Raw genomic sequence first — 20,540 nt, forward strand, 5'->3', positions numbered from 1 at the left:
GCCGCAGAGCGCCTCGTGCCGGCGCATTGCCCTGAAAAACAGCGGTTTTTGAAGGGAATCGCCAGCCGCACACGCGTTGACAACGAAGGACAAGCGCGACACAGTCGGCGCTCCTGAGCCAACACGGATACCTCCGGTTTGGATCGATCAAAACCCCGCGACGCAGCATCGTCGGCGTGCGGTCGCCTAACCCAACGACGTCCGCATGCGGCGCGACGCGCGCGCTCCGCAACCAGCGCGCCCATGCATCGCGTGCGCTTGCCCGTACGCAGCGCCGCCGCATTCCACACCCCGCATCCGCCGCTCGGCGGCATGCGCGCATTGCCGCCCTTTTCGATTCGCTCATCGCGCCGCATCCGGGCCGATGGCGTCGCTTGCCCGCCGGCACGCCGGCGGGTCTTTCGTGCCCTGTGCCACTTTCGGAGACCGCCCACGTGAACCGCATCCGCCTCGCTCCCCTGGCCTTCGCCGTCGCCGCCATCCTGGCAACGCCCGCCAGCGCCTTCGCCCAGCAACTTCCCGAACAACCGCGCGACGCCGCAGCGCCGCCCACGACCGACGGTGCGGCCGCGACGGACAACGCCCAGGCCTCGCCAGCGGTGCAGGAACTGGATGCGGTCAAGGTCACCGGCTACCGCGCCAGCCTGCAGAAATCGCTCAACATAAAGCGCAACGCCGATGCGATCGTCGATGCGATCTCGGCCGAGGACGTGGGCAAGTTTCCCGCCGCCAACGTCGCCGAATCGCTGTCGCACCTGCCCGGTGTCAGCGTCGACCGCCAGTTCGGCGAAGGCGAGAAGGTCTCGATCCTGGGCACCGACCCGGCCTTGAACCGGGTCCTGCTCAACGGCCAGAGCATCGCCTCCACCAGTTGGGGCGGCGATCCGAACAATCCTGATAGCCGCTCGTTCAACTATTCGCTGCTGGCGCCGGAAGTGATCGGCAGCGCCGAGGTGTACAAGAGCCCGCAGCCCAGCATCGACGAAGGCAGCCTCGGCGGCACCGTGATCCTGCACACGCGCAAGCCGCTGGAACTGGACAAGAACCTGCTGACCGGCAGCGTCAGCTACGGCTACAACGACCGCTCCGAGGACGGCAAGCCCAACGCCTCGCTGCTGTACAACTGGAAGAACGATGCCGGCACGCTCGGCGTGCTCGGCTCGGTGATGCATTCGGAGCGCTCGCTGCGCCGCGACGGCGTGGAGATCTTCGGCTACAGCGACATCCAGGGCGCCGGGTTTCCCGACGCCGTCGCCGCCGGCAAGCAGGGCGTCTACCCCACCGCGATCAACAGTGCGCTGTTCACGCAGACGCGCAAGCGCGACGGCGTCACCGGCTCGCTGCAGTGGAAGCCCAACGACGCGTTCGAACTGACCTACACCGGCCTGTACGTCGAGGAGACGTTCGACAACGTCAACCAGAGCCGCTACGCCAACTTCGTCCCGGCCAACGCCACCGCACTGGACGTGACCGACGGCGTCGCCACGTCGGGCGCCTACGGCGGCAACGCCGAGACCATCCTCGATTCCTACGTGCGCAACACCACGGTCAAGACCAGCAGCAACACCTTGCGCGGCGACTGGCACGGCGACGGCTGGAACGTCTCCGGCCAGGTCGGCGCGACCCGCTCGGCCGGCGGCGCCGACCGCATCTACGGCCTCACCTTCCGCGGCAACGGCGGCTACGACTACGCCATCGATCACCGCAGGGTCGGCGTGGACTACGCGGTGCCGCCGTCGGCGCTGGACACGATGTCGGTGATCGGCGCCACCGTGAACCGCTATCCGAACCTGGACAAGGAGCGCTACGCGCAGCTGGACTTCGACCACGACGTGGCCTGGGGGCCGATCACCAAGCTGCGGCTCGGGGTCAAGGCCACCCGCCACAGCACCGCGCAGGACATGTACTACGACAGCTTCCCGGCCGATCCGAACACGACGTTGGGCGCGGTCTACGGCGGCGACACGCCCGGCGGCTACCTGGACGGCCTGTCGGTCAGCGACGACATGCGCCATTGGCCGCGGCAGAGCCCGGGCGCGCTGATCGACTACGTCAGCGGCCTGCCCGGCAGCGATATCCTCGCGCCGAGCTACGGCAGCACCTTCGACGTGGTCGAGCGCAACCGCGCCGCCTACCTGCAGGCAGATTTCTCCGGCTACAACTACCGCGGCAACATCGGCGTGCGCTACGTCAACACCCGCGACGCGATCGGCGGCTACCAGTACGACGGCAGCGCCTATGCGCCGGTGCGCTACAACAAGTCCTACGGCGAGTGGCTGCCGTCGCTGAACTTCGCCTACGACCTGTCCGACGCGCTGATCCTGCGCGTGGCCGCGGCCAAGGTGATCGCGCGGCCGCGCTATGCCGACCTCACGCCCTACGTCAACGCCGACGACAACAAGCTCACCGCCAGCAGCGGCAATCCGGCGCTGGATCCGTACCGCTCCACCAACTACGGCGCATCGCTGGAATGGTATTTCGCGCCCAACAGCGTGTTGGCCGGCGAACTGTTCTACCGCGACATCTCCAACTACATCCTGCAGACCCTGGTGCAGCGGCCGCTGCACAACAACACCTACGACCGCGAGGACATCTACGAGGTGACCCTGCCGCAGAACTCCGGCGCGGCCAAGGTCAAGGGCGTATCGCTGAGCTACCAGCAGGAATTGGGCGGCGGCTTCGGCGTGGCGGCGAACTACACCTACTCCAAGGCCGACACCCAGGGCGACTACAACCTGCCCTACAACTCCAAGAACAGCTACAACCTCAGCCCCTACTTCGAGAAGGGACCGTGGGAGGCGCGGCTGACCCTGGGCTGGCGCTCGGCCTACTTCACCCAGATCGGGCGCCTGGGCGCGAACCAGATGACCGATGCCTTCACCCAACTCGATGCGTCGGTGTCCTACGCGATCACCGACAAGGTCAAGCTACAGCTGGAAGGCAGCAACCTGCTCGACGAGACCTACTACAGCTACGTCGGCCAGGAGAGCCAGCCCTACTATCTGTACAAGAACGGGCGCGGCTACATGCTCAGCGTGCACTTCACCCTGTAGCCGCGGCAACGGCGGCGGCCGCGCAGGCCGCCGCATCGCAGGCGCGACCGCGTCGCCACCGGCGTGCAAGGCGTCGCTGCAAAAGTGGTTGCGGTCGGACAGACGCCGCTACATAGGCAAAGCCTGTCGCGACGCAGATGGAGCCTGTCGCGACGGACCGCCCAGGCCCCGCCCCCATCCGACATGGCGACCTGTGGGAGCGACTTCAGTCGCGACGGGCCTTGCCGACACAGCTGTCGCGCCCGACGCCACTGCGCCACCCGCGAAAACACCCGCGTCGCGAATACGCTATCGCTGCTGCTGCAGAAACCAGTTCGCCGCGCCGATCACCCCGAGCTGGCCATGCTCGACCAGCTTCACCGGGATCTGCTCCAGCGCCGGACGCATCGCGCCCTTGTTCAAGTAGCGCGCGACGAAGTCGCTGGCGGCCAGGAACTCGCCGATCTGCGGCAGGAAGCCACCGGCCAGGTAGATCCCGCTCTGGATGCCGTACAGCAGCGCCATGTCGCCGACCACGCTGCCGAGCAGGCCGCAGAACGCCGACAGCGCCTCGCGCGCCAGCGGATCGTGCCCGGCCAACGCCGCCGCGGTGACCTCGCTGGGCGTGGCGTGCGCCGGCGCGGCATCGCGCAACTCGCACAACACCTTATAGAGATTGAGCAGGCCAGGGCCGGACAGCAGGTGTTCGACCGGCACGTAGCTGCGCGTGCGCAGCAGCCGCTGCGCCATGGCCATTTCCAGTTCGCTGCCGACCGGCAAGGCGGCATGGCCGGCCTCGGTAGCCAGCACGACGGCGCCGCCGTTGGCCGGAATCCACACCGCCGCGCCAAGCCCGGTGCCCGGCCCGATCACCAGCGCCGGTCCGCGCTGCGCCTTGCGCGGGCCGGCCAGGTGCAGCACTTCGCTGGCATCCATCGACGAGGCCGCGTACGCCACCGCCTCGAAATCGTTGACCAGGTGCAGCGCCTGCAGGCCCAGCCGCTCGCGGATCTCCGGCGGCGACAGGCTCCACGGCAAATTGGTGGTGATCACCCTGCCGTCCTCCAGCGCGTAGCCGGCGCTGGCGATCACGCCACGGGTCGGCGCCGGGCCGCTCACGCCGGACAGGAACTCGCCGATGATCTCGGTCAGCCCCGGGTAGTCGGCACAGCGGTACTTGCGATAGTCCAGCACCTTGACCGGCGCGGCATCAGTCGCATCCCCGCGCGCCACCAGGCCGATGCGGACATGCGTGCCGCCGACGTCGGCGGCAATGAAAGGTTCGGCGCGCGACGCGGCCGCTACCACTGGTGAACTGCTTGCAGACACGTATTCTCCCGTTGCGCCCGACTGGGCGCACGCCGATGGGCCTGTTGACCGATCGAGTTTCAGACCACCTTGACAACGTTGTCAAGATGAATTCGTCCAGTCTCGCTCTTTCTCATTCCTTCACCACGGCATCGTGGCGTCTTCGTCGTCCTGCTCAATGGGTCACAACCATGCCATTCAGGGCTGTGCACCAGTAAACAGTTGTCGCAAAAAGCTCGCCGCAATGCACAAATTTACATGGAAAGTGTGCTGACGACCACAATTAGCGCGTCATTGCAAATGTGTCAGCAAATGAACCCCGCAATTCTGCCCGCGGCATAATTTCCTTCGTAGACAAATACCTACGTTCAGCGGCAATGACCACTTCCAAGCTATTGCGCCGCGCTTGGCCGCTATCGCACCGAGATTTGTCAAAATTCTGTGAAGCATGTGTTGACAACGCTGTCAGCGCTATTACAGACTCGGATCACACAAATTTTTACAGCTTCGCGACATGGCACGTTTAGGGCCTGGAACCAGCACCGACTGCAGTTCCAGCGTCATGGCAAGCGCGTACCGAAGCCGTCCTACGGCGCGCGCCCGCAATGGAAAGCGGATCGCTTGCGCCACTGCCCGCCAGGCCGTCCCGGCGAGCACGAAATATCGGGACATGCACTGTTTGCTGTATTTGGTTTTGCAACAGGACACAAAGGAAGGACCGGCGCCGCGGTGCCGCCGGCCGGCTACTTCCGCGTCAACGACCGGACGACGCGCACCGAAACGCGATACGCGCAGCCACCGCAAGGTGCCGCGCAGTCAACAGGCCGGGCAGCGGCCAGCACGCCGGAACATCGGTTGGCACCTCATGCCCATGTACTAACCCAGAGGTTTAGCCAATGAATAGCCGCACCACCACGTTAGCCATCAGCATCATGGCCGCGCTGTACCTGTCCGGTAACGCAATGGCGCAGGAAGCACCCGCTTCCGGCGCGGAATCGAAGAACGTCCAGGAGCTGGACACGATCACCGTCACCGGCTACCGCGCCTCGCTGGAGAAGAGCCAGGCGGTCAAGCGCTCGGCCAATTCCATCGTCGACGCGATCAGCGCCGAGGACATCGGCAAGTTCCCGGACACCAATGCCGCCGAGTCGCTGGCGCACCTGCCCGGCATCAGCGTGGACCGCCAGTTCGGCGAAGGCGAGAAGGTCAGCATCAACGGCACCGACCCGGCGCTGAACCGCGTGCTGCTCAACGGCCAGACCATCGCCTCCGGCGACTGGGGCGGCAACCCGTCCGACACCAGCGGCCGCACCTTCAACTACACCCTGCTGTCGCCGGAAATCATCGGCCTGATGGAGGTCTACAAGACCCCCGAGGCGCGCATCGACGAAGGCTCGATCGGCGGCACCGTGATCGTGCATACCCGCAAGCCGCTGGACCTGCCGAAGAACACCATCCGCGGCTCGGTCGGCTACAACTACAACGACCGTTCGGAAGAGGGCAATCCGCGCGGCTCGGCGCTGTGGAGCTGGAAGAACGACGACGAGACCTTCGGCGCGTTGATCTCCGCCACCCACGACAAGCAGGACATCGCGCGCGCCGGCATCGAGTTCTTCGGCTACACCACCGGCGCCGGTATCCCCGCCACTGCCGCCATTTCGGGCGACGGAGGTAACGTTGCTACTGCCAAGATTCCGGCCGGCATCAACAGCGCCTACTTCCAGCAGACCCGCGAGCGCAACGGCCTGCAGGGCGCGCTGCAGTGGAAGCCGAACGAGCAGAACGAGTTCAACCTGACCGGCATCTACATCAAGGGCAAGTACAACAACTTCAGCGAATCGCGCTACGTCTGTCCGGCGTGCAACAGCGATCTGCAGAAGGTCACCAGCGCCAACGTCCAGAACGGCTACATCACCTCCGGCACCGTCACCGACGGCGCCGCCGGCCAGCCCTACGCGCAGCTCGACACCAACTACCGCGAGAGCGAAGTCACCACCAAGAGCGTGAACCTGCGCCACGACTGGTACGGCGACAACTGGGTGTTCACCACCCAGATCGGCACCACCAAGGCGACCGGCGGCAAGAATCCGGAATACCTGATGAAGTTCCTGCTGCAGGACGGCGGCTACAACTTCAACTACGACGGCTCGCACACCGGCGTCACCTACGACAACAACAGCGCCTCCAACTGGGGCCTGGCGTCCGGCCAGCAGGCCGGCGGCGTCGAGTACACCACCACCGAGGACAAGGAAAAGTACTTCCAGTTCGATGCGGCCCGCGATCTGGAATGGGGCCCGTTCAACAAGGTGCTGGTGGGCTACAAGTACATCAACCACAACAACGGCCAGAACTCGCGCGGCAATGCGATCTTCGCCAACCAGGACGTGCTGCTGACCGGCTTCAACCCGGGCACCACGCCGGGCGGCCTGTACGACGGCCTGGGCGCAAGCGGCGACCTGGTCACCTGGCCGACCGCCAACCTCAACTCGGTGCTGGACTATCTGAAGGGGCTGCCGCAGGCGGCGCTGACGCCCAAGTTCGGCCAGATCTACGACGTCAAGGAAATCACCAGCGACCTGTACGCGCAGATGAACTTCGAGGCCGGCAAGTTCCGCGGCAACGTGGGCCTGCGCTATGCCGACACCAAGGACAAGTCGCAGTACTACCAGACCAGCGATGGCGGCACGACGTATGCGTTCCAGCAGGTCAGCAACGAGTACAAGAAGCCGCTGCCGAGCTTCAACATCGCCTACGACCTGGACGACACCAAGGTGCTGCGCTTCTCGGCCGCGAAGGTGATCGCGCGTCCGCGTTACGGCGACCTGGCCGGTTCGTTCTCGCTCAACAGCACCAGCGGCGACCTGACCGCCAGCGGCGGCAACCCGGACCTGAAGCCGTACGAGTCGACCAACTACGATCTGGCCGCCGAGTGGTACTTCGCTCCGTCCAGCATGCTGTCGGCGGAACTGTTCTACCGCGACATCGGCTCCTACATCGTCAGCACCACGACCACCGAGATCCTCAGCGACCCGACCAACGGCATCGTCAACCAGCCGTACAGCGTGACTCGTCCGGTCAACGCCACCGGCGCCAAGGTCAAGGGCGCGTCGCTGAACTACCAGCAGGCGTTCGGCTACGGCTTCGGCCTGCAGGCGAACTACACCTACGCCGAGTCCAGCTCGCAGGACGGCCTGAACCTGCCGTACCTGTCGCGCAACACCTACAACGTGATCCCCTACTGGGAAAACGGTCCGTGGATGGTGCGGGTGAACTACAGCTACCGCTCCAAGTACTTCACCCAGATCGGCCGCCTGGACTCGAACGTGTTCACCGACGAGTACAAGCAGCTCGACCTGACCGCCTCGTACGAGATCAACGACTGGATGAGCGTCAGCGTCAGCGCCACCAACCTGCTCGACTCCACGTACTACTGGTACAACGAGGTCAAGTACGCGCCGATCGGCATGTACAAGAACGGCCGCGGCTACCAGGCGCAGCTGAACTTCAAGTTCTGATGTAGGACTGGCGCGCCACCGACCCTCCACGGTGGCGCGCCCTTTTTTTGTCCGATGTAACGCTACACCGCTACATGCAGGAGCGCAGCCGCGCGTAACGCGTCCCATGATCCGGGCGCGGCAGATTCGCTCTCCTGCAATCCCCGGAGCCGGCGTCCATGCGCCGGTACCGACTTCGCCACAGGAGTGCAGTTCCATGACGTCCGAGACCCGCCCGCGCGCGGACCGATCCCGCCACGCCGGAGCTGTACGCAAGACTCTGGCCAGTACCCTCTCCCTGATTCTCGCGCTGGCGGCCGTGCCCGCCTGCGCCGCGGATGCGCCGTCGCCGACCGCGCCCACCGCCACCACGCTCAGTCCCGAACAGATCGACCAACAGTGGCTGCAGGCCACCGCCAAGTACGCGCCCGAGCGCGCGCGCCTGGTCCGCGAAGCCGCTGCCGGCGCGCGCAAGGGGCCGTTCCGCCCGGACTGGACGTCGCTGAAGAACTACCGCTCGCCCGGCTGGTACGACAACGCCAAGTTCGGCATCTTCATCCACTGGGGCGTGTTCTCGGTGCCGGCGTTCGGCAACGAGTGGTACTCGCGCAACATGTACCAACCCGACGCCAAGGACAGCAAGGACTACGCGCACCACCGCGAGAAATACGGTCCGCAGTCCACGTTCGGCTACAAGGACCTGATCCCGCTGTTCACCGCGCCCAAGTTCGACCCGCAGGGCTGGGCCAGGCTGTTCCGCGACGCCGGCGCGCGCTACGTGGTGCCGGTGGCCGAGCATCACGACGGCTTCGCGATGTACGACTCGCAGCTGTCGGAGTGGACCGCGACCAAGATGGGCCCCAAGCGCGACGTGATCGGCGAGCTGTCCAAGGCGATCCGCGCCGAAGGCCTGCATTTCGGCCTGTCCTCGCACCGTGCCGAGCACAACTGGTTCTTCGACGGCGGCCGCACGTTCGAATCCGACGTCAACGACCCGCGCTACGCCGGCCTATACGGCCCGGCGCAGATCCGCCTGCGCGGCAAGGACGACGCCGACGTGGCCAACGACTGGACGCCGGTGTCGCAGGCATGGCTGGACGACTGGCTGGCGCGCACCACCGAACTGGTCGACCGCTACGACCCGGAACTGATCTATTTCGACTGGTGGATCGCCCACCCGACCTTCCGCAGCACCTTGCCGACCATGCTGGCGTACTACTACAACCACGGCGCCGCGCACGGCGACGGAGTAGTGGTGAACTACAAGCTGGGCGCGTTCCCGGAAGGCGCCGGCACGCTGGACATCGAGCGCGGCCAGCTCACCGGCATCCACCCCACCCACTGGCAAACCGACACCTCGGTCAGCAACGCCTCGTGGGGCTATGTGGAGAACGACACCTACAAGACCCCGACCTTCATCGTGCACATGCTGGTGGACGTGGTCAGCAAGAACGGCAACCTGATGCTCAACATCGGCCCGCGCGCCGACGGCTCGATTCCCGACACCGAGCGCGACATCCTGCTGTCGATCGGCAAGTGGCTGAAGACCAACGGCGAGGCGATCTACGACAGCCAGCCGTGGCGCACCTACGGCGAAGGCCCGACCGAAGTGGTCGGCGGCACCTTCCAGGACACCAAGACCAAGCCCTACACCGCCGAGGACTTCCGCTTCACCACCGGCCACGGCGCGCTGTACGCGATCGAGCTGGGCTGGCCGGCCGACGGCAAGGCGGTGATCCGTTCGCTCACCCCCGCCGACGGCGTGCGCGGCGTGACCCTACTGGCCACCGGCAAGAAGGTGCCGTTCGTACAGCGCGCCGACGGCCTGCACCTGACCCTGCCGGCCAAGCCCGCCGGCGAACACGCCTACGTGTTCCGCATCGACCTGCCCTCCCCCACTTCCACCCGCTGACGGATATCCCCCGATGATGAAGCGATTCGCAGGGCTGCTGCTTGCCCTGGCCATGGTCTGCGCCCCGGCCATGGCCAAGAACCCGACCGCGCTGTTCTATCTGATGAGCACGCAGAAATCGACCAATTCGTTCCTGGCCAACGTCGACAAGATCGACGTGGTGGTGCCGACCTGGTACGGCGTTGACCAGAACGGCCTGGTCAACGGCACCCCCAATGCGTACATCTACGACATCGCCAAGCAGAAGAAGCTGCGGGTGATGCCGATCCTGTCGATGACCACCGGCCGCGACGGCTTCCACAAGCTGATGCACGACGAGGATGCGAAGAAGCGCATGATCGCCTCGCTGCTGATCCACGGCAAAAAGCACGGCTACTACGGCTTCCAGTTCGATTTCGAGAACATCGCCTGGACCGACCGCGACGCCTATACGCTGATGGTCAAGCAGACCGCCGATGCGCTGCACAAGGCCGGCTTCAAGATGTCGGTGGCGGTGGTGCCGAACGCGCCGGGTTATGGCGAGGGCGGCCAGTTCTCCAAGTGGATGTGGGAATACTGGCGCGGCGCCTACGACCTGAAGGCGCTGGGCCAGGCGGTGGATCTCGTCAGCATCATGACCTACGACCAGCACACCCGATGGACCACGCCCGGCCCGGTCGACGGCATGGTGTGGATGAAGAAGCACCTGGACTACGCGCTGACCCAGGTGCCGAAGGAGAAGCTGTCGCTGGGCATCGCCACCTACGGCTACCGCTGGTACACCGGCAACCCGGTGAAGGAAGACGGCACCGAAGCGTCGAACATCTCGGCGACCTACATCGACGCCGACGAATCCTTCCCGCTGGCGATCGAGCAGAACGCCACCGTGCAGTGGGATCCGGTGGAGCAGGAGTCGTGGTTCTATTTCTACCGCGACGACATGCGCGAGTGGGTGTTCCGTCCGGACGCGCGCAGCTTCAAGGCGCGCTATGACATGGTCAAGCAGTACGGCCTGGAAGGCTTCAGCTGCTGGGTGCTCGGCGCCGAAGACCCGAAGGTGTGGGACGAGCTGCCGACCGCCTCGCGCTGATCCACTACGATAGAGGCCCCCAGGCACGAGATAGACCGCATGACTGCAGCAAGTGCACCCCCGCGCACGCCACATCGCCCGACGACCGCCCCGGCAGGCGCCGCGGCGGCCTTTCGCACCACGTGGCTGGGGCTTGCCCTGTTCGCACTCACTGCCGTCCTGAGCGGCTGCGGCCGCGAGGCCCCCGCCACCGCGGACGCGGCCAAGCCGGCCGCGGCGCCGGCCCCCGCAGCGCCAAAGCCGGCGAACAGCGCGCCATTGCCGCTGATCCCGGCGCCGGCGCAGGTCAAGCGCGGCGACGCCACGCTGACCATCGGCACCGGCAGCACGCTGTCGGTGCCGACCGACGACGAAGCGGCGATGCGCGTGGCCCGGCAGCTGGCCGCGCTGCTGGAAAGCACCCGCGGCCTGGCGCTGGAAGTGCGTGCCGAGACCATTCCGCCCAACGGCAGCATCCGCCTGCAGATGAACCCCAACACCGGGGTGGATGCGCCGGAAGGCTATGCGCTGGACGTGGACGGCAACACCATGCTGATCCAGGCGCGCGACGAGCGCGGCCTGTTCTACGGCGCGATGAGCGCCTGGCAGCTGCTCACGCCCGACGCCGGCAAGGGCGAGGTGGAGGTGCCGGAGGTCAAGATCCGCGACTGGCCGCGCTTCGGCTGGCGCGGCCTGCTGCTCGACGTGGCCCGCCACTTCCACGGCCCGGACACGGTCAAGCACGTCATCGACGCGATGGCAGAGCACAAGCTCAACGTGCTGCACCTGCACCTGACCGACGACCAGGGCTGGCGCATCGAGATCAAGCGCTATCCCAAGCTCACCGAGATCGGCGCCTGGCGCACCCCGCCCGGCGCCGGCACGCAAGGCGTGCCGGAAAGCTACGGCGGCTTCTACACCCAGGACCAGATCCGCGACCTGGTGGCCTACGCCGCCGCGCGGCACATCACCATCGTGCCCGAGCTGGACATGCCCGGGCATGCGCAGGCGGCGGTGGCGGCGTATCCGGAACTGGTCGGCGTGACCCGGCAGCGGCCGAAGGTGTCGGTCGACTGGGGCGTCAATCCCTACCTGTTCGACACCGACGAAAAGAGCATGACCTTCATCCAGGGCGTGCTCGACGAAGTGCTGGCGCTGTTCCCCTCGCAATACATCCACATCGGCGGCGACGAGGCGGTCAAGGACCAGTGGGAGCGGTCGCCGGCGGTGCGCGCGCAGATGCGCAAGCTCGGGGTCAAGGATGCGCACGCGATGCAGGGCTGGTTCAACCAGCAGCTGTCCGATTACCTGACCAAGCACGATCGGCGCCTGATCGGCTGGGACGAGATCCTGGAAGGCGGCTTGCCGGCGAGCGCGTCGGTGATGTCCTGGCGCGGCGTCGACGGCGCGGTGACCGCGGCCAAGCAGGGCCACGACGTGGTGCTGGTGCCGGCCGGCTGGCTGTACCTGGACAACCTGCAAAGCGCACGCAACGACGAGCCCAACGGCCGCCTGGCGGTGCTGCCGCTGCAGAAGGTCTACGAGTTCGATCCGGTGCCGGCCGCGCTCAGCGCCGAGGAAGCCAAGCACGTGCTCGGCGCGCAGGCCGCGCTGTGGGCCGAATACATCCCCTCGGCCTGGCACATCGACCATGCGCTGTTCCCGCGCCTGGGCGCGCTGGCCGAGGCGGCGTGGTCGCCGATGGCGGTGCGCAGCTGGGACGGCTTCCTGCAGCGCCTGCCGGCGCAGCTCAACCGCTACCGCGCGCTCGGCATCGACTACGGCGACGGCGCGTTCGCGCCGGACATCGTCATCCAGGGCGGCGACAACGCCGCGCTGGACAGCGGCAAGGCCAGCATCGCACTCGGCAACCAGGCCAAGTTCGGCAGCTTCCGCTACACCACCGACGGCAGCGAGCCCAAGGCCGATTCGCCGCGCTACACCGCGCCGTTCGAGGTCGCGTTGCCTGCCACCGTGCGCGTGGCCACCTTCGCCGACGACGGCAGCCTGCTGGCCGCCCCGCGCACCCGCATCCTCGACCGCCCCGGCCTGCTCAGCCGCGACACCCAGGGCCTGAGTTCCTGCGCCGACGGCAGCCTGGGCCTGCGCGTGCCGCTGCTGCCGGACCTGCCGGGCAAGGACGCACCGGTGTTCAACATCGACCTGTTCAGCAGCTGCTGGCGCTATGCCGACGCACGCCTGGAGGGCATCGGCAGTATCCGCATCGATGCGGCGCGGCTGGCGCGCAACTACGGGCTGGCGCACGACCAGGTCAAGGTCAAGCGCTACCCGGCCAAGACCGCGCACGGCGAACTGGAAGTGCGCCTGGGCGACTGCAAGGGCAAGCTGCTGGCGCGGATCCCGCTGCCGGGCGGCAAGGCGCTCGGCGAGCAGTTCTCGCTGGAAGCGCCGCTGCCGAAGCAGAGCGGCACGCACGACCTGTGCCTGCGCTCCACCGCACGCATCGACGGCCCGTACTACGCCATCGGTGCCGTCCATCTGATCGAAACCACCGCGCAGGCGCCCCCCGCCGCCACGCGCTGACCCTGGAGACCTCCGCATGACCCAGCCCCACCGCCGTCCCCGTTCCGCGCCGCGCTCGCGCTTCCCCGCCCGGCTCGGGCTGTTGCTGGCGCTGGGGCTGCCGCTGCTGGGCCAGGCCGCGCCACCGTCCTCGCTGTCCTTGCAACAAGGCTGGCAGGTGCGGCTGGCGCCCGGCGAGGCGCGCGCCAAGGAATTCCCGAAGGCGGCGAAGTGGCTGCCGGCGCAGGTGCCGGGCACGGTGCAGACCGACCTGATCGCCGCCGGCGTGGTGCCCGATCCGTTCTATCGCGACAACGAGGCCAAGATCCAGTGGGCGGGCCTGAGCGACTGGCAGTACCAGACCCGCTTTAAGGCCGATGCCGCACTGCTCGCACGCGAGCACGTGGAACTGGTGTTCGACGGCCTGGACACCTACGCCGAGGTCTACCTCAACGGCAAGAAGCTGCTGACCGCCGACAACATGTTCCGGCAGTGGCGCGTGGACGCCAAGCCGCTGCTCAAGCGCGGCGACAACGTGCTGGAGGTGCGGCTGTTCTCGCCGATCAAGAAGATCCAGCCGTGGCTGGCCAAGCAGCCGTACGCGCTGCCCGGCGCCTACGACTCGGCGTTCGGCGACGAGCCGCTGGCGCGGCACAGCTCCACCTACGTGCGCAAGGCGCCGTACACCTTCGGCTGGGACTGGGGCCCGCGCATCGTCACCGCCGGCATCTGGCAGGACGTGCGCGTGGAAGCGTGGGACGCGTTGCGCGTGGACGGCCTGCACATCGCCCAGCAGCGCGTCGATGCCGACACCGCGCAGCTGCTGGCGCAACTCGACGTGCAGGCCGGCCGCAGCGGCGAGGTGCAGCTGGAGCTGGACGTGGTCGGCCCCGACGGCCAGCGCGTGGCGCAGCTGAGCCAGAAAGCGGTGCTCGATCCCGGCAGCAACACCCTGACCGTGCCGGTGCGCATCGCCAAGCCGCAGCGCTGGTTCCCCGCCGGCTACGGCAAGCAGGACCTTTACACGTTCAAGGCGCGCATCCGCGACGCCGCCGGCGACAGCTACGCCGCCCAGCGCGTCACCGGCCTGCGCAGCGTCGAGCTGCGCCGCGAGAAGGACAAGTGGGGCAAGGGCCTGGCGATCGTGGTCAACGGCATCCCGGTGTTCGCCAAGGGCGCCAACCTGATTCCGTTCGACAGCTTCCCCAGCCGCGTCGATGCGGCGCGCATGCGCGGCATCCTGCAGTCCACCCGCGACGCCAACATGAACATGCTGCGCATGTGGGGCGGCGGCCACTACCAGCCGGACAGCTTCTACGAGGACGCCGACCGCCTGGGCATCATGATCTGGCAGGACTTCATGTTCGGCGGCGCGATCCCGCCCTACGACGTGGCGTTCCGCGAGAACACCCGCGCCGAGGCCGAGGCGCAGGTCAAGCGCCTGGGCGATCACCCCAGCATCGTGATCTGGTGCGGCAACAACGAAGTGCAGACCGGCTGGGAGAACTGGGGCGACCGGGTCAAGTTCAAGCAGTCGATCGATCCGGAAGAACGCAGCCGCATCGAACGCGGCATGACCACCCTGTTCGGCACCGTGCTGCGCGAAGCGGTGAGCAAGTACGACAGCGACACCCCGTACTGGGCGACCTCGCCCGGCACCGACTTCGACGGCGGCGCCGACCAGCCCGACGACGGCGACATGCACTACTGGAAGGTGTGGGGCGGCCCGGCACTGCCGGTCACCGAATACCTCAACGTGACCCCGCGCTTCATGTCCGAGTACGGCCTGCAGTCGTTCCCGGAGATGCGCACGATCCGCGCGTTCGCAGAACCCGGCGACCTGCAGCCGGAATCGCCGGTGATGCGCGCGCACCAGAAGTTCGACAAGGGCAACGGCAACCAGCGCCTGCTGCTGTACATCCGCCGCGAGTTCGGCGAACCCAAGGACTTCGAGAGCTTCGTCTACCTGAGCCAGCTGATGCAGGCCGAGGGCATCGCCCTGGCTGCCGAGCACCTGCGCGCGTCGCGGCCGCAGTCGATGGGCTCGCTGTACTGGCAGCTCAACGACGTGTGGCCGGGCGCCTCGTGGTCGAGCCTGGACTACTTCGGCCGCTGGAAGGCGCTGCACTACCACGCCAAGCGCTTCTACGCGCCGGAACTGATCGCCGCGCTGCGCAACGACAAGGGCCAGACCGAGGTGTCGCTGGTGTCCGACCGCACCGTGCCGCTGGCCGCGCGCTGGCGCATGCGGGTGATGGACGTGTCCGGCAAGGTGCTGAGCAAGAGCGAGAAGCCGGTGACCCTGGCGCCGCTGTCCAGCGTGCGCGTGGGCAGCTTCAGCGATGCGCAGCTGCTGCGCCGCGCCGATCCCAAGCGCAGTTTCGCGGTGTTCGAACTGCTCGATGGCGCGCGCGTGCTGTCGCGCAACCTGGTGTTCTTCGACGCGGCCAAGCGCCTGCAGCTGCCCAGCCCCGACATCCGCAGCGAGCTGCGCGCCGACGGCGACGGCTATGCGATCACCCTGACCAGCGCCACGCTGGCGCGCGAGGTGTGGCTGGGGTTCGGCGACCTGGATGCCACGTTGTCCGACAACGCCTTCGACCTGCTGCCGGGCGAACCGCTGACCGTGCACGTGCGCAGCAGCGCATCGCTGGAGCAGTTGCGTGCGGCACTGCAGGTCCGCGACCTGGCCGCCACGCTGGCCGGCGCGCCGGCCGAACCGGCGGAGGCGAAGTGATGCGGGTGGCGAAGATCGGCCGGCCTGCGTCGCTGCGCAATGAAATCCGTGGGAATGCGAGCGGTTGCGTGCGGCGCGATGCGGATAGCGGGTGGTCGCGGCTGAAGCCGCTCCTACAGGGGATTTCGCAGGGGCTGTGTCTGCTTGGGCTGGCCGCTGCGCCGCTCGCCCATGCCGACGACGCCGAGGACCGCGCCGCCGCGCTGGTGGCGAAGATGACCCGCGAGGAAAAAGTGGCGCAGGCGATGAACGATGCGCCGGCGATTCCGCGCCTGGACATACCGGCCTACGAATGGTGGAGCGAGGGCCTGCACGGCATCGCCCGCAACGGCTACGCCACCGTGTTCCCGCAGGCGATCGGCCTGGCCGCGACCTGGAACACCGCCCTGCTCGAGCAGGTCGGCACCGTCACCTCGACCGAGGCGCGCGCCAAGTTCAACCTCGCCGGCCGCCCCGGCAAGGACCACCCGCGCTACGCCGGGTTGACCATCTGGTCGCCGAACATCAACATCTTCCGCGACCCGCGCTGGGGCCGCGGCATGGAGACCTACGGCGAGGATCCCTACCTCACCGGGCAACTGGCGGTGGGCTTCATCCACGGCCTGCAAGGCGACGACCTCAGCCACCCGCGCACCATCGCCACGCCCAAGCACCTGGCCGTGCACAGCGGCCCGGAACCCGGCCGCCATGGCTTCGACGTGGACGTATCGCCGCGCGACCTGGAAGCGACCTACACCCCCGCGTTCCGCGCCGCCATCGTCGACGGCCGCGCCGGCTCGGTGATGTGCGCCTACAACTCGCTGCACGGCACCCCGGCCTGCGCCGCCGACTGGCTGCTCAACGGCCGCCTGCGCGGCGACTGGGGCTTCAAGGGCTTCGTCGTCTCCGACTGCGACGCGGTCGACGACATGACCCAGTTCCATTATTTCCGCGCCGACAACGCCGGCTCGTCCGCCGCCGCGCTCAAGGCCGGCCACGACCTCAACTGCGGCCACGCCTACAGCGAACTGGGCCAGGCGATCGAACGTGGCGACGCCGACGAAGCCCTGCTCGACCAATCGCTGGTGCGCCTGTTCGCCGCGCGCTACCGGCTCGGCGAGCTGCAGCCGCAGCGCAAGGACCCGTACGCGCGGCTCGGCGCCAAGGACGTGGACAGCGCCGCGCACCGCGCGCTGGCGCTGCAGGCCGCGCAGCAGTCGATCGTGCTGCTGCAGAACCGCAACGCCACGCTGCCGCTGAAGCCGGGCGTGCGGCTGGCGGTGCTCGGCCCCAACGCCGACGCGCTGGCCGCGCTGGAAGCCAACTACCAGGGCACCTCGGCCGCGCCGGTGACGCCGCTGCTGGGCCTGCGCGAGCGCTTCGGCGCCGCGATCGTGAGCTACGCGCAAGGCGCGCCACTCGCCGCCGGCGTGCCGGGCATGATCCCCGAGACCGCCCTGCGCAGCGACGGCAAGCCCGGCCTGCGTGGCGAGTATTTCGACAACGTCGATCTGGCCGGCAAGCCGCGTACGCAGCGCCAGGATCGCGTGGTCAGTTTCAACTGGGATCACGTGGCGCCGGCCAAGGGCGTGGACAAGGACCGCTACTCGGTGCGCTGGAGCGGCGAACTGCTGCCGCCCGGGCCGGGCGACTACACCCTGGCGGTGCGCGTGGCGCGCTGCTTCGACTGCACCGGCCACGATCCGGTGCGGCTGTACATCGACGACAAGCTGGTGGTCGCCGGCAACGCCGAGGACAAGCACCTGCCGGCCGGCATGCACAACGCCGACGGCCGCAACGTCGAGACCGTGCTGCATTTCGACGACACGCGTCCGCGCCGCATCCGCCTGGAACTGGAGCACCGCGGCCAGGACCAGGGCCTGCGCCTGGAATGGCTGGCGCCGGCCGCGCCGCAACTGGCCGAGGCCGAACGCGCGGTGGCGCAGGCCGATGCGGTGGTCGCCTTCGTCGGCCTGTCGCCGGACGTGGAAGGCGAGGAACTGCGCATCGACGTGCCCGGGTTCGACGGCGGCGACCGCAACGACCTCGCCCTGCCCGCGGCGCAGCAGGCGCTGCTGGAACGCGCCAAGGCCAGCGGCAAGCCGCTCGTGGTGGTGCTGATGAGCGGCAGCGCGGTGGCGCTGAACTGGGCCAAGCAGCACGCCGACGCGATCGTCGCGGCGTGGTACCCGGGGCAGTCCGGCGGCACCGCGATCGCGCAGGTGCTGGCCGGCGACGTCAACCCCGGCGGCCGCCTGCCGGTGACCTTCTACCGCTCCACCAAGGACCTGCCGGCGTACGTCAGCTACGACATGAAGGGCCGCACCTACCGCTACTTCAAGGGCGAACCGCTGTTCGCGTTCGGCAGCGGGCTGAGCTACACCAGCTTCGCCTACACCGCGCCGCAACTGTCCACCACGGCGTTGCAGGCCGGCGCGAACCTGCAGGTAAGCGCGCAGGTTCGCAACAGCGGCACGCGCGCCGGCGACGAGGTCGTGCAGGTGTACCTGCAATATCCGCAACGCCCGCAATCGCCGCTGCGCTCACTGGTCGGCTTCCAGCGCGTGCACCTGCAGCCGGGCGAAACGCGCGAGGTGCAGTTCACGCTCGACCCTCGGCAGCTGAGCGACGTCGACCGCGCCGGCCAGCGCACGGTGCAGCCGGGCGACTACCGCGTGTTCGTCGGCGGCGGCCAGCCCGGCACCGACGCCCCCGGCGGCGAGGCTGCATTCTCGATCCAGGGCAGCGCACCGCTGCCGCGCTGACCAGCGGATGCACGCCGCGACTGCTCTTCTGTAGGAGCGGCTTCAGCCGCGACCGGGCGTTACCGGTAACACCCGGTCGCGGCTGAAGCCGCTCCTACAGAAAGCAACGCAACGCACAGCCACCGCCACGTCGCCACGTCGCCACGCACAACGACACACAGGAGCTCCACATGCCCTCCCGCCGCGATGTTCTCCAGTTGCTCGGCACCACCGCCGGCGCCGGCCTGCTCGCCACCGCCGTGCCCGGCTTCGCCGCCGCGTCCAGCGCCTCGGCGACCACGCTGCCCAGCAAGCGCCCGCCGCCGGCGAAACGCCACTTCGTCAGCGCCGCGGTGGAAAAGCACCTGCGCACGGTCAAGGCCGACATCGGCGACCCGCGCCTGGCCTGGCTGTTCGAGAACTGCTACCCGAACACCCTCGACACCACCGTGCGCACCGGCACCCGCAACGGCAAGCCGGACACCTTCGTCATCACCGGCGACATCGAGGCGCTGTGGCTGCGCGATTCCTCCGCGCAGGTGCATCCGTACATCCCGCTCGCCAAGCGCGACCCGGCGCTGCGGCGCATGTTCCATGGCCTGATCCAGCGCCAGGCCGCCTGCATCCAGCTCGACCCCTACGCCAATGCGTTCCTGCCCGACGGCACCAGCCAGCGCCTGAAATGGTCGGTGGCCGACATCACCGAGATGAAGCCCGGCGTCGGCGAGCGCAAATGGGAAATCGATTCGCTGTGCTATCCGATCCGGCTCGCGCACGAGTACTGGCGCGCCAGCGGCGACACCGCCCCGTTCGACGACGACTGGCGCGCGGCGATGCACGTGGTGGTCAGGACCTTCCGCGAACAGCAGCGCCTGCACGACCGCGGCCCCTACAGCTTCCAACGCCCCTCGCCGCTGGCCACCGAGACCCTGGTGCTGGAAGGCTACGGCCAGCCGACCAAGCCCAACGGCATGATCCATTCGATGTTCCGCCCGTCCGACGATGCCTGCGTGTATCCGCTGTTCGTGCCGGCCAATCTGTTCGCGGTAGCCTCGCTGCGCCAGCTGGCGACGATGAGCGAGACGCTGCACCGCGATGCCGCCCTCGCCGCCGAGTGCCGCGCGCTGGCCGACGAAGTGGAGACCGCCACGCGTAAGTTCGGGCAGATGCGCGATACCGACGGCCAGGCGTTCTGGGCCTACGAAGTGGACGGCTACGGCAACCAGCTGTTCATCGACGACGCCAACGCGCCGGGCCTGCTGAGCCTGGCCTACCTGGGCTGCTGCGATCGCCGCGACCCGCTGTTCCTGCGCACCCGCCAGCTGGCGTGGAGCGAGCGCAACCCGTATTTCTACCAGGGCCGCGCCGCCACCGGCGTGGGCAGCCCGCACAGCGGCATGGGCACGATCTGGCCGATGGCGATCATGCAATACGCGCTGGCCAGCGACGACGACGCGCAGATCCGCCAATGCCTGGCCTGGCTGAAGAACACCGACGCCGGCACCGGCTTCATGCACGAAGCCTTCGACAAGGACGACCCGAGCAAATTCACCCGCGACTGGTTCGCCTGGGCCAACACCTTGTTCGGCGAACTGATCATCGACCTGCACCAACGCAAGCCGCATCTGCTGAAAGCCTGACCACCACCGCCCCCTGTAGGAGCGGCTTCAGCCGCGACCGGGTCTTACCGGTAACGCCACGGTCGCGGCTGAAGCCGCTCCTACAGAAAACCCTCCCTCTCCGCTGCACACCCCGAGGACAGC

General features: G+C 67.9%; 9 protein-coding genes. 8 read left to right on the top strand and 1 reads right to left on the bottom strand.

Annotation, left to right across the window (positions count from 1 at the left end):
• Positions 1–434: 434 nt before the first annotated feature.
• Positions 435–3,053, top strand: a complete 2,619-nt coding sequence (locus tag NUG20_RS15450) for a TonB-dependent receptor (protein ID WP_263395324.1) — start codon at positions 435–437, stop codon at positions 3,051–3,053.
• A gap of 288 nt (positions 3,054–3,341) precedes the next feature.
• Here the strand turns inward: NUG20_RS15450 and NUG20_RS15455 are convergent, their stop codons facing one another.
• The gene (locus tag NUG20_RS15455; RefSeq protein ID WP_263395325.1) at positions 3,342–4,361 is read right to left on the bottom strand and encodes a glucokinase family protein; all 1,020 of its coding nucleotides are present in this window, start codon (positions 4,359–4,361) and stop codon (positions 3,342–3,344) included.
• A gap of 875 nt (positions 4,362–5,236) precedes the next feature.
• Between NUG20_RS15455 and NUG20_RS15460 the strand changes: the two genes are divergently transcribed.
• The 7 genes from NUG20_RS15460 (at position 5,237) to NUG20_RS15490 (ending at position 20,417) form a co-directional block, all read left to right on the top strand.
• The gene (locus tag NUG20_RS15460) at positions 5,237–7,855 is read left to right on the top strand and encodes a TonB-dependent receptor (protein WP_263395326.1); all 2,619 of its coding nucleotides are present in this window, start codon (positions 5,237–5,239) and stop codon (positions 7,853–7,855) included.
• 196 nt (positions 7,856–8,051) lie between these two features.
• The gene (locus NUG20_RS15465; protein ID WP_263395327.1) at positions 8,052–9,746 is read left to right on the top strand and encodes an alpha-L-fucosidase; all 1,695 of its coding nucleotides are present in this window, start codon (positions 8,052–8,054) and stop codon (positions 9,744–9,746) included.
• A 13-nt stretch (positions 9,747–9,759) separates the two neighbouring features.
• Positions 9,760–10,815: a glycosyl hydrolase family 18 protein gene (locus tag NUG20_RS15470; RefSeq protein WP_263395328.1), complete on the top strand. Its 1,056-nt coding sequence runs from the start codon at positions 9,760–9,762 to the stop codon at positions 10,813–10,815.
• Positions 10,816–10,854: 39 nt separating this feature from the next.
• Entirely contained in the window at positions 10,855–13,338 is a 2,484-nt protein-coding gene (locus NUG20_RS15475; RefSeq protein WP_263395329.1) for a family 20 glycosylhydrolase, read from the top strand.
• A gap of 16 nt (positions 13,339–13,354) precedes the next feature.
• A complete protein-coding gene (locus NUG20_RS15480; protein ID WP_263395330.1) occupies positions 13,355–16,054 on the top strand; it encodes a beta-mannosidase in 2,700 nt (899 codons plus the stop codon).
• Positions 16,055–16,188: 134 nt separating this feature from the next.
• On the top strand, positions 16,189–18,798 hold the full coding sequence (locus NUG20_RS15485) for a glycoside hydrolase family 3 C-terminal domain-containing protein (RefSeq protein ID WP_263398501.1): 2,610 nt from the start codon (positions 16,189–16,191) through the stop codon (positions 18,796–18,798).
• 170 nt (positions 18,799–18,968) lie between these two features.
• Positions 18,969–20,417 carry a glycoside hydrolase family 125 protein gene (locus NUG20_RS15490; RefSeq protein WP_263395331.1) on the top strand — a complete coding sequence of 483 codons (1,449 nt, stop codon included), beginning with the start codon at positions 18,969–18,971 and terminating at the stop codon, positions 20,415–20,417.
• Positions 20,418–20,540: the final 123 nt, after the last annotated feature.

The organism is Xanthomonas sp. CFBP 8443, assembly GCF_025666195.1.
Classification (GTDB): Bacteria; Pseudomonadota; Gammaproteobacteria; order Xanthomonadales; family Xanthomonadaceae; genus Xanthomonas_A.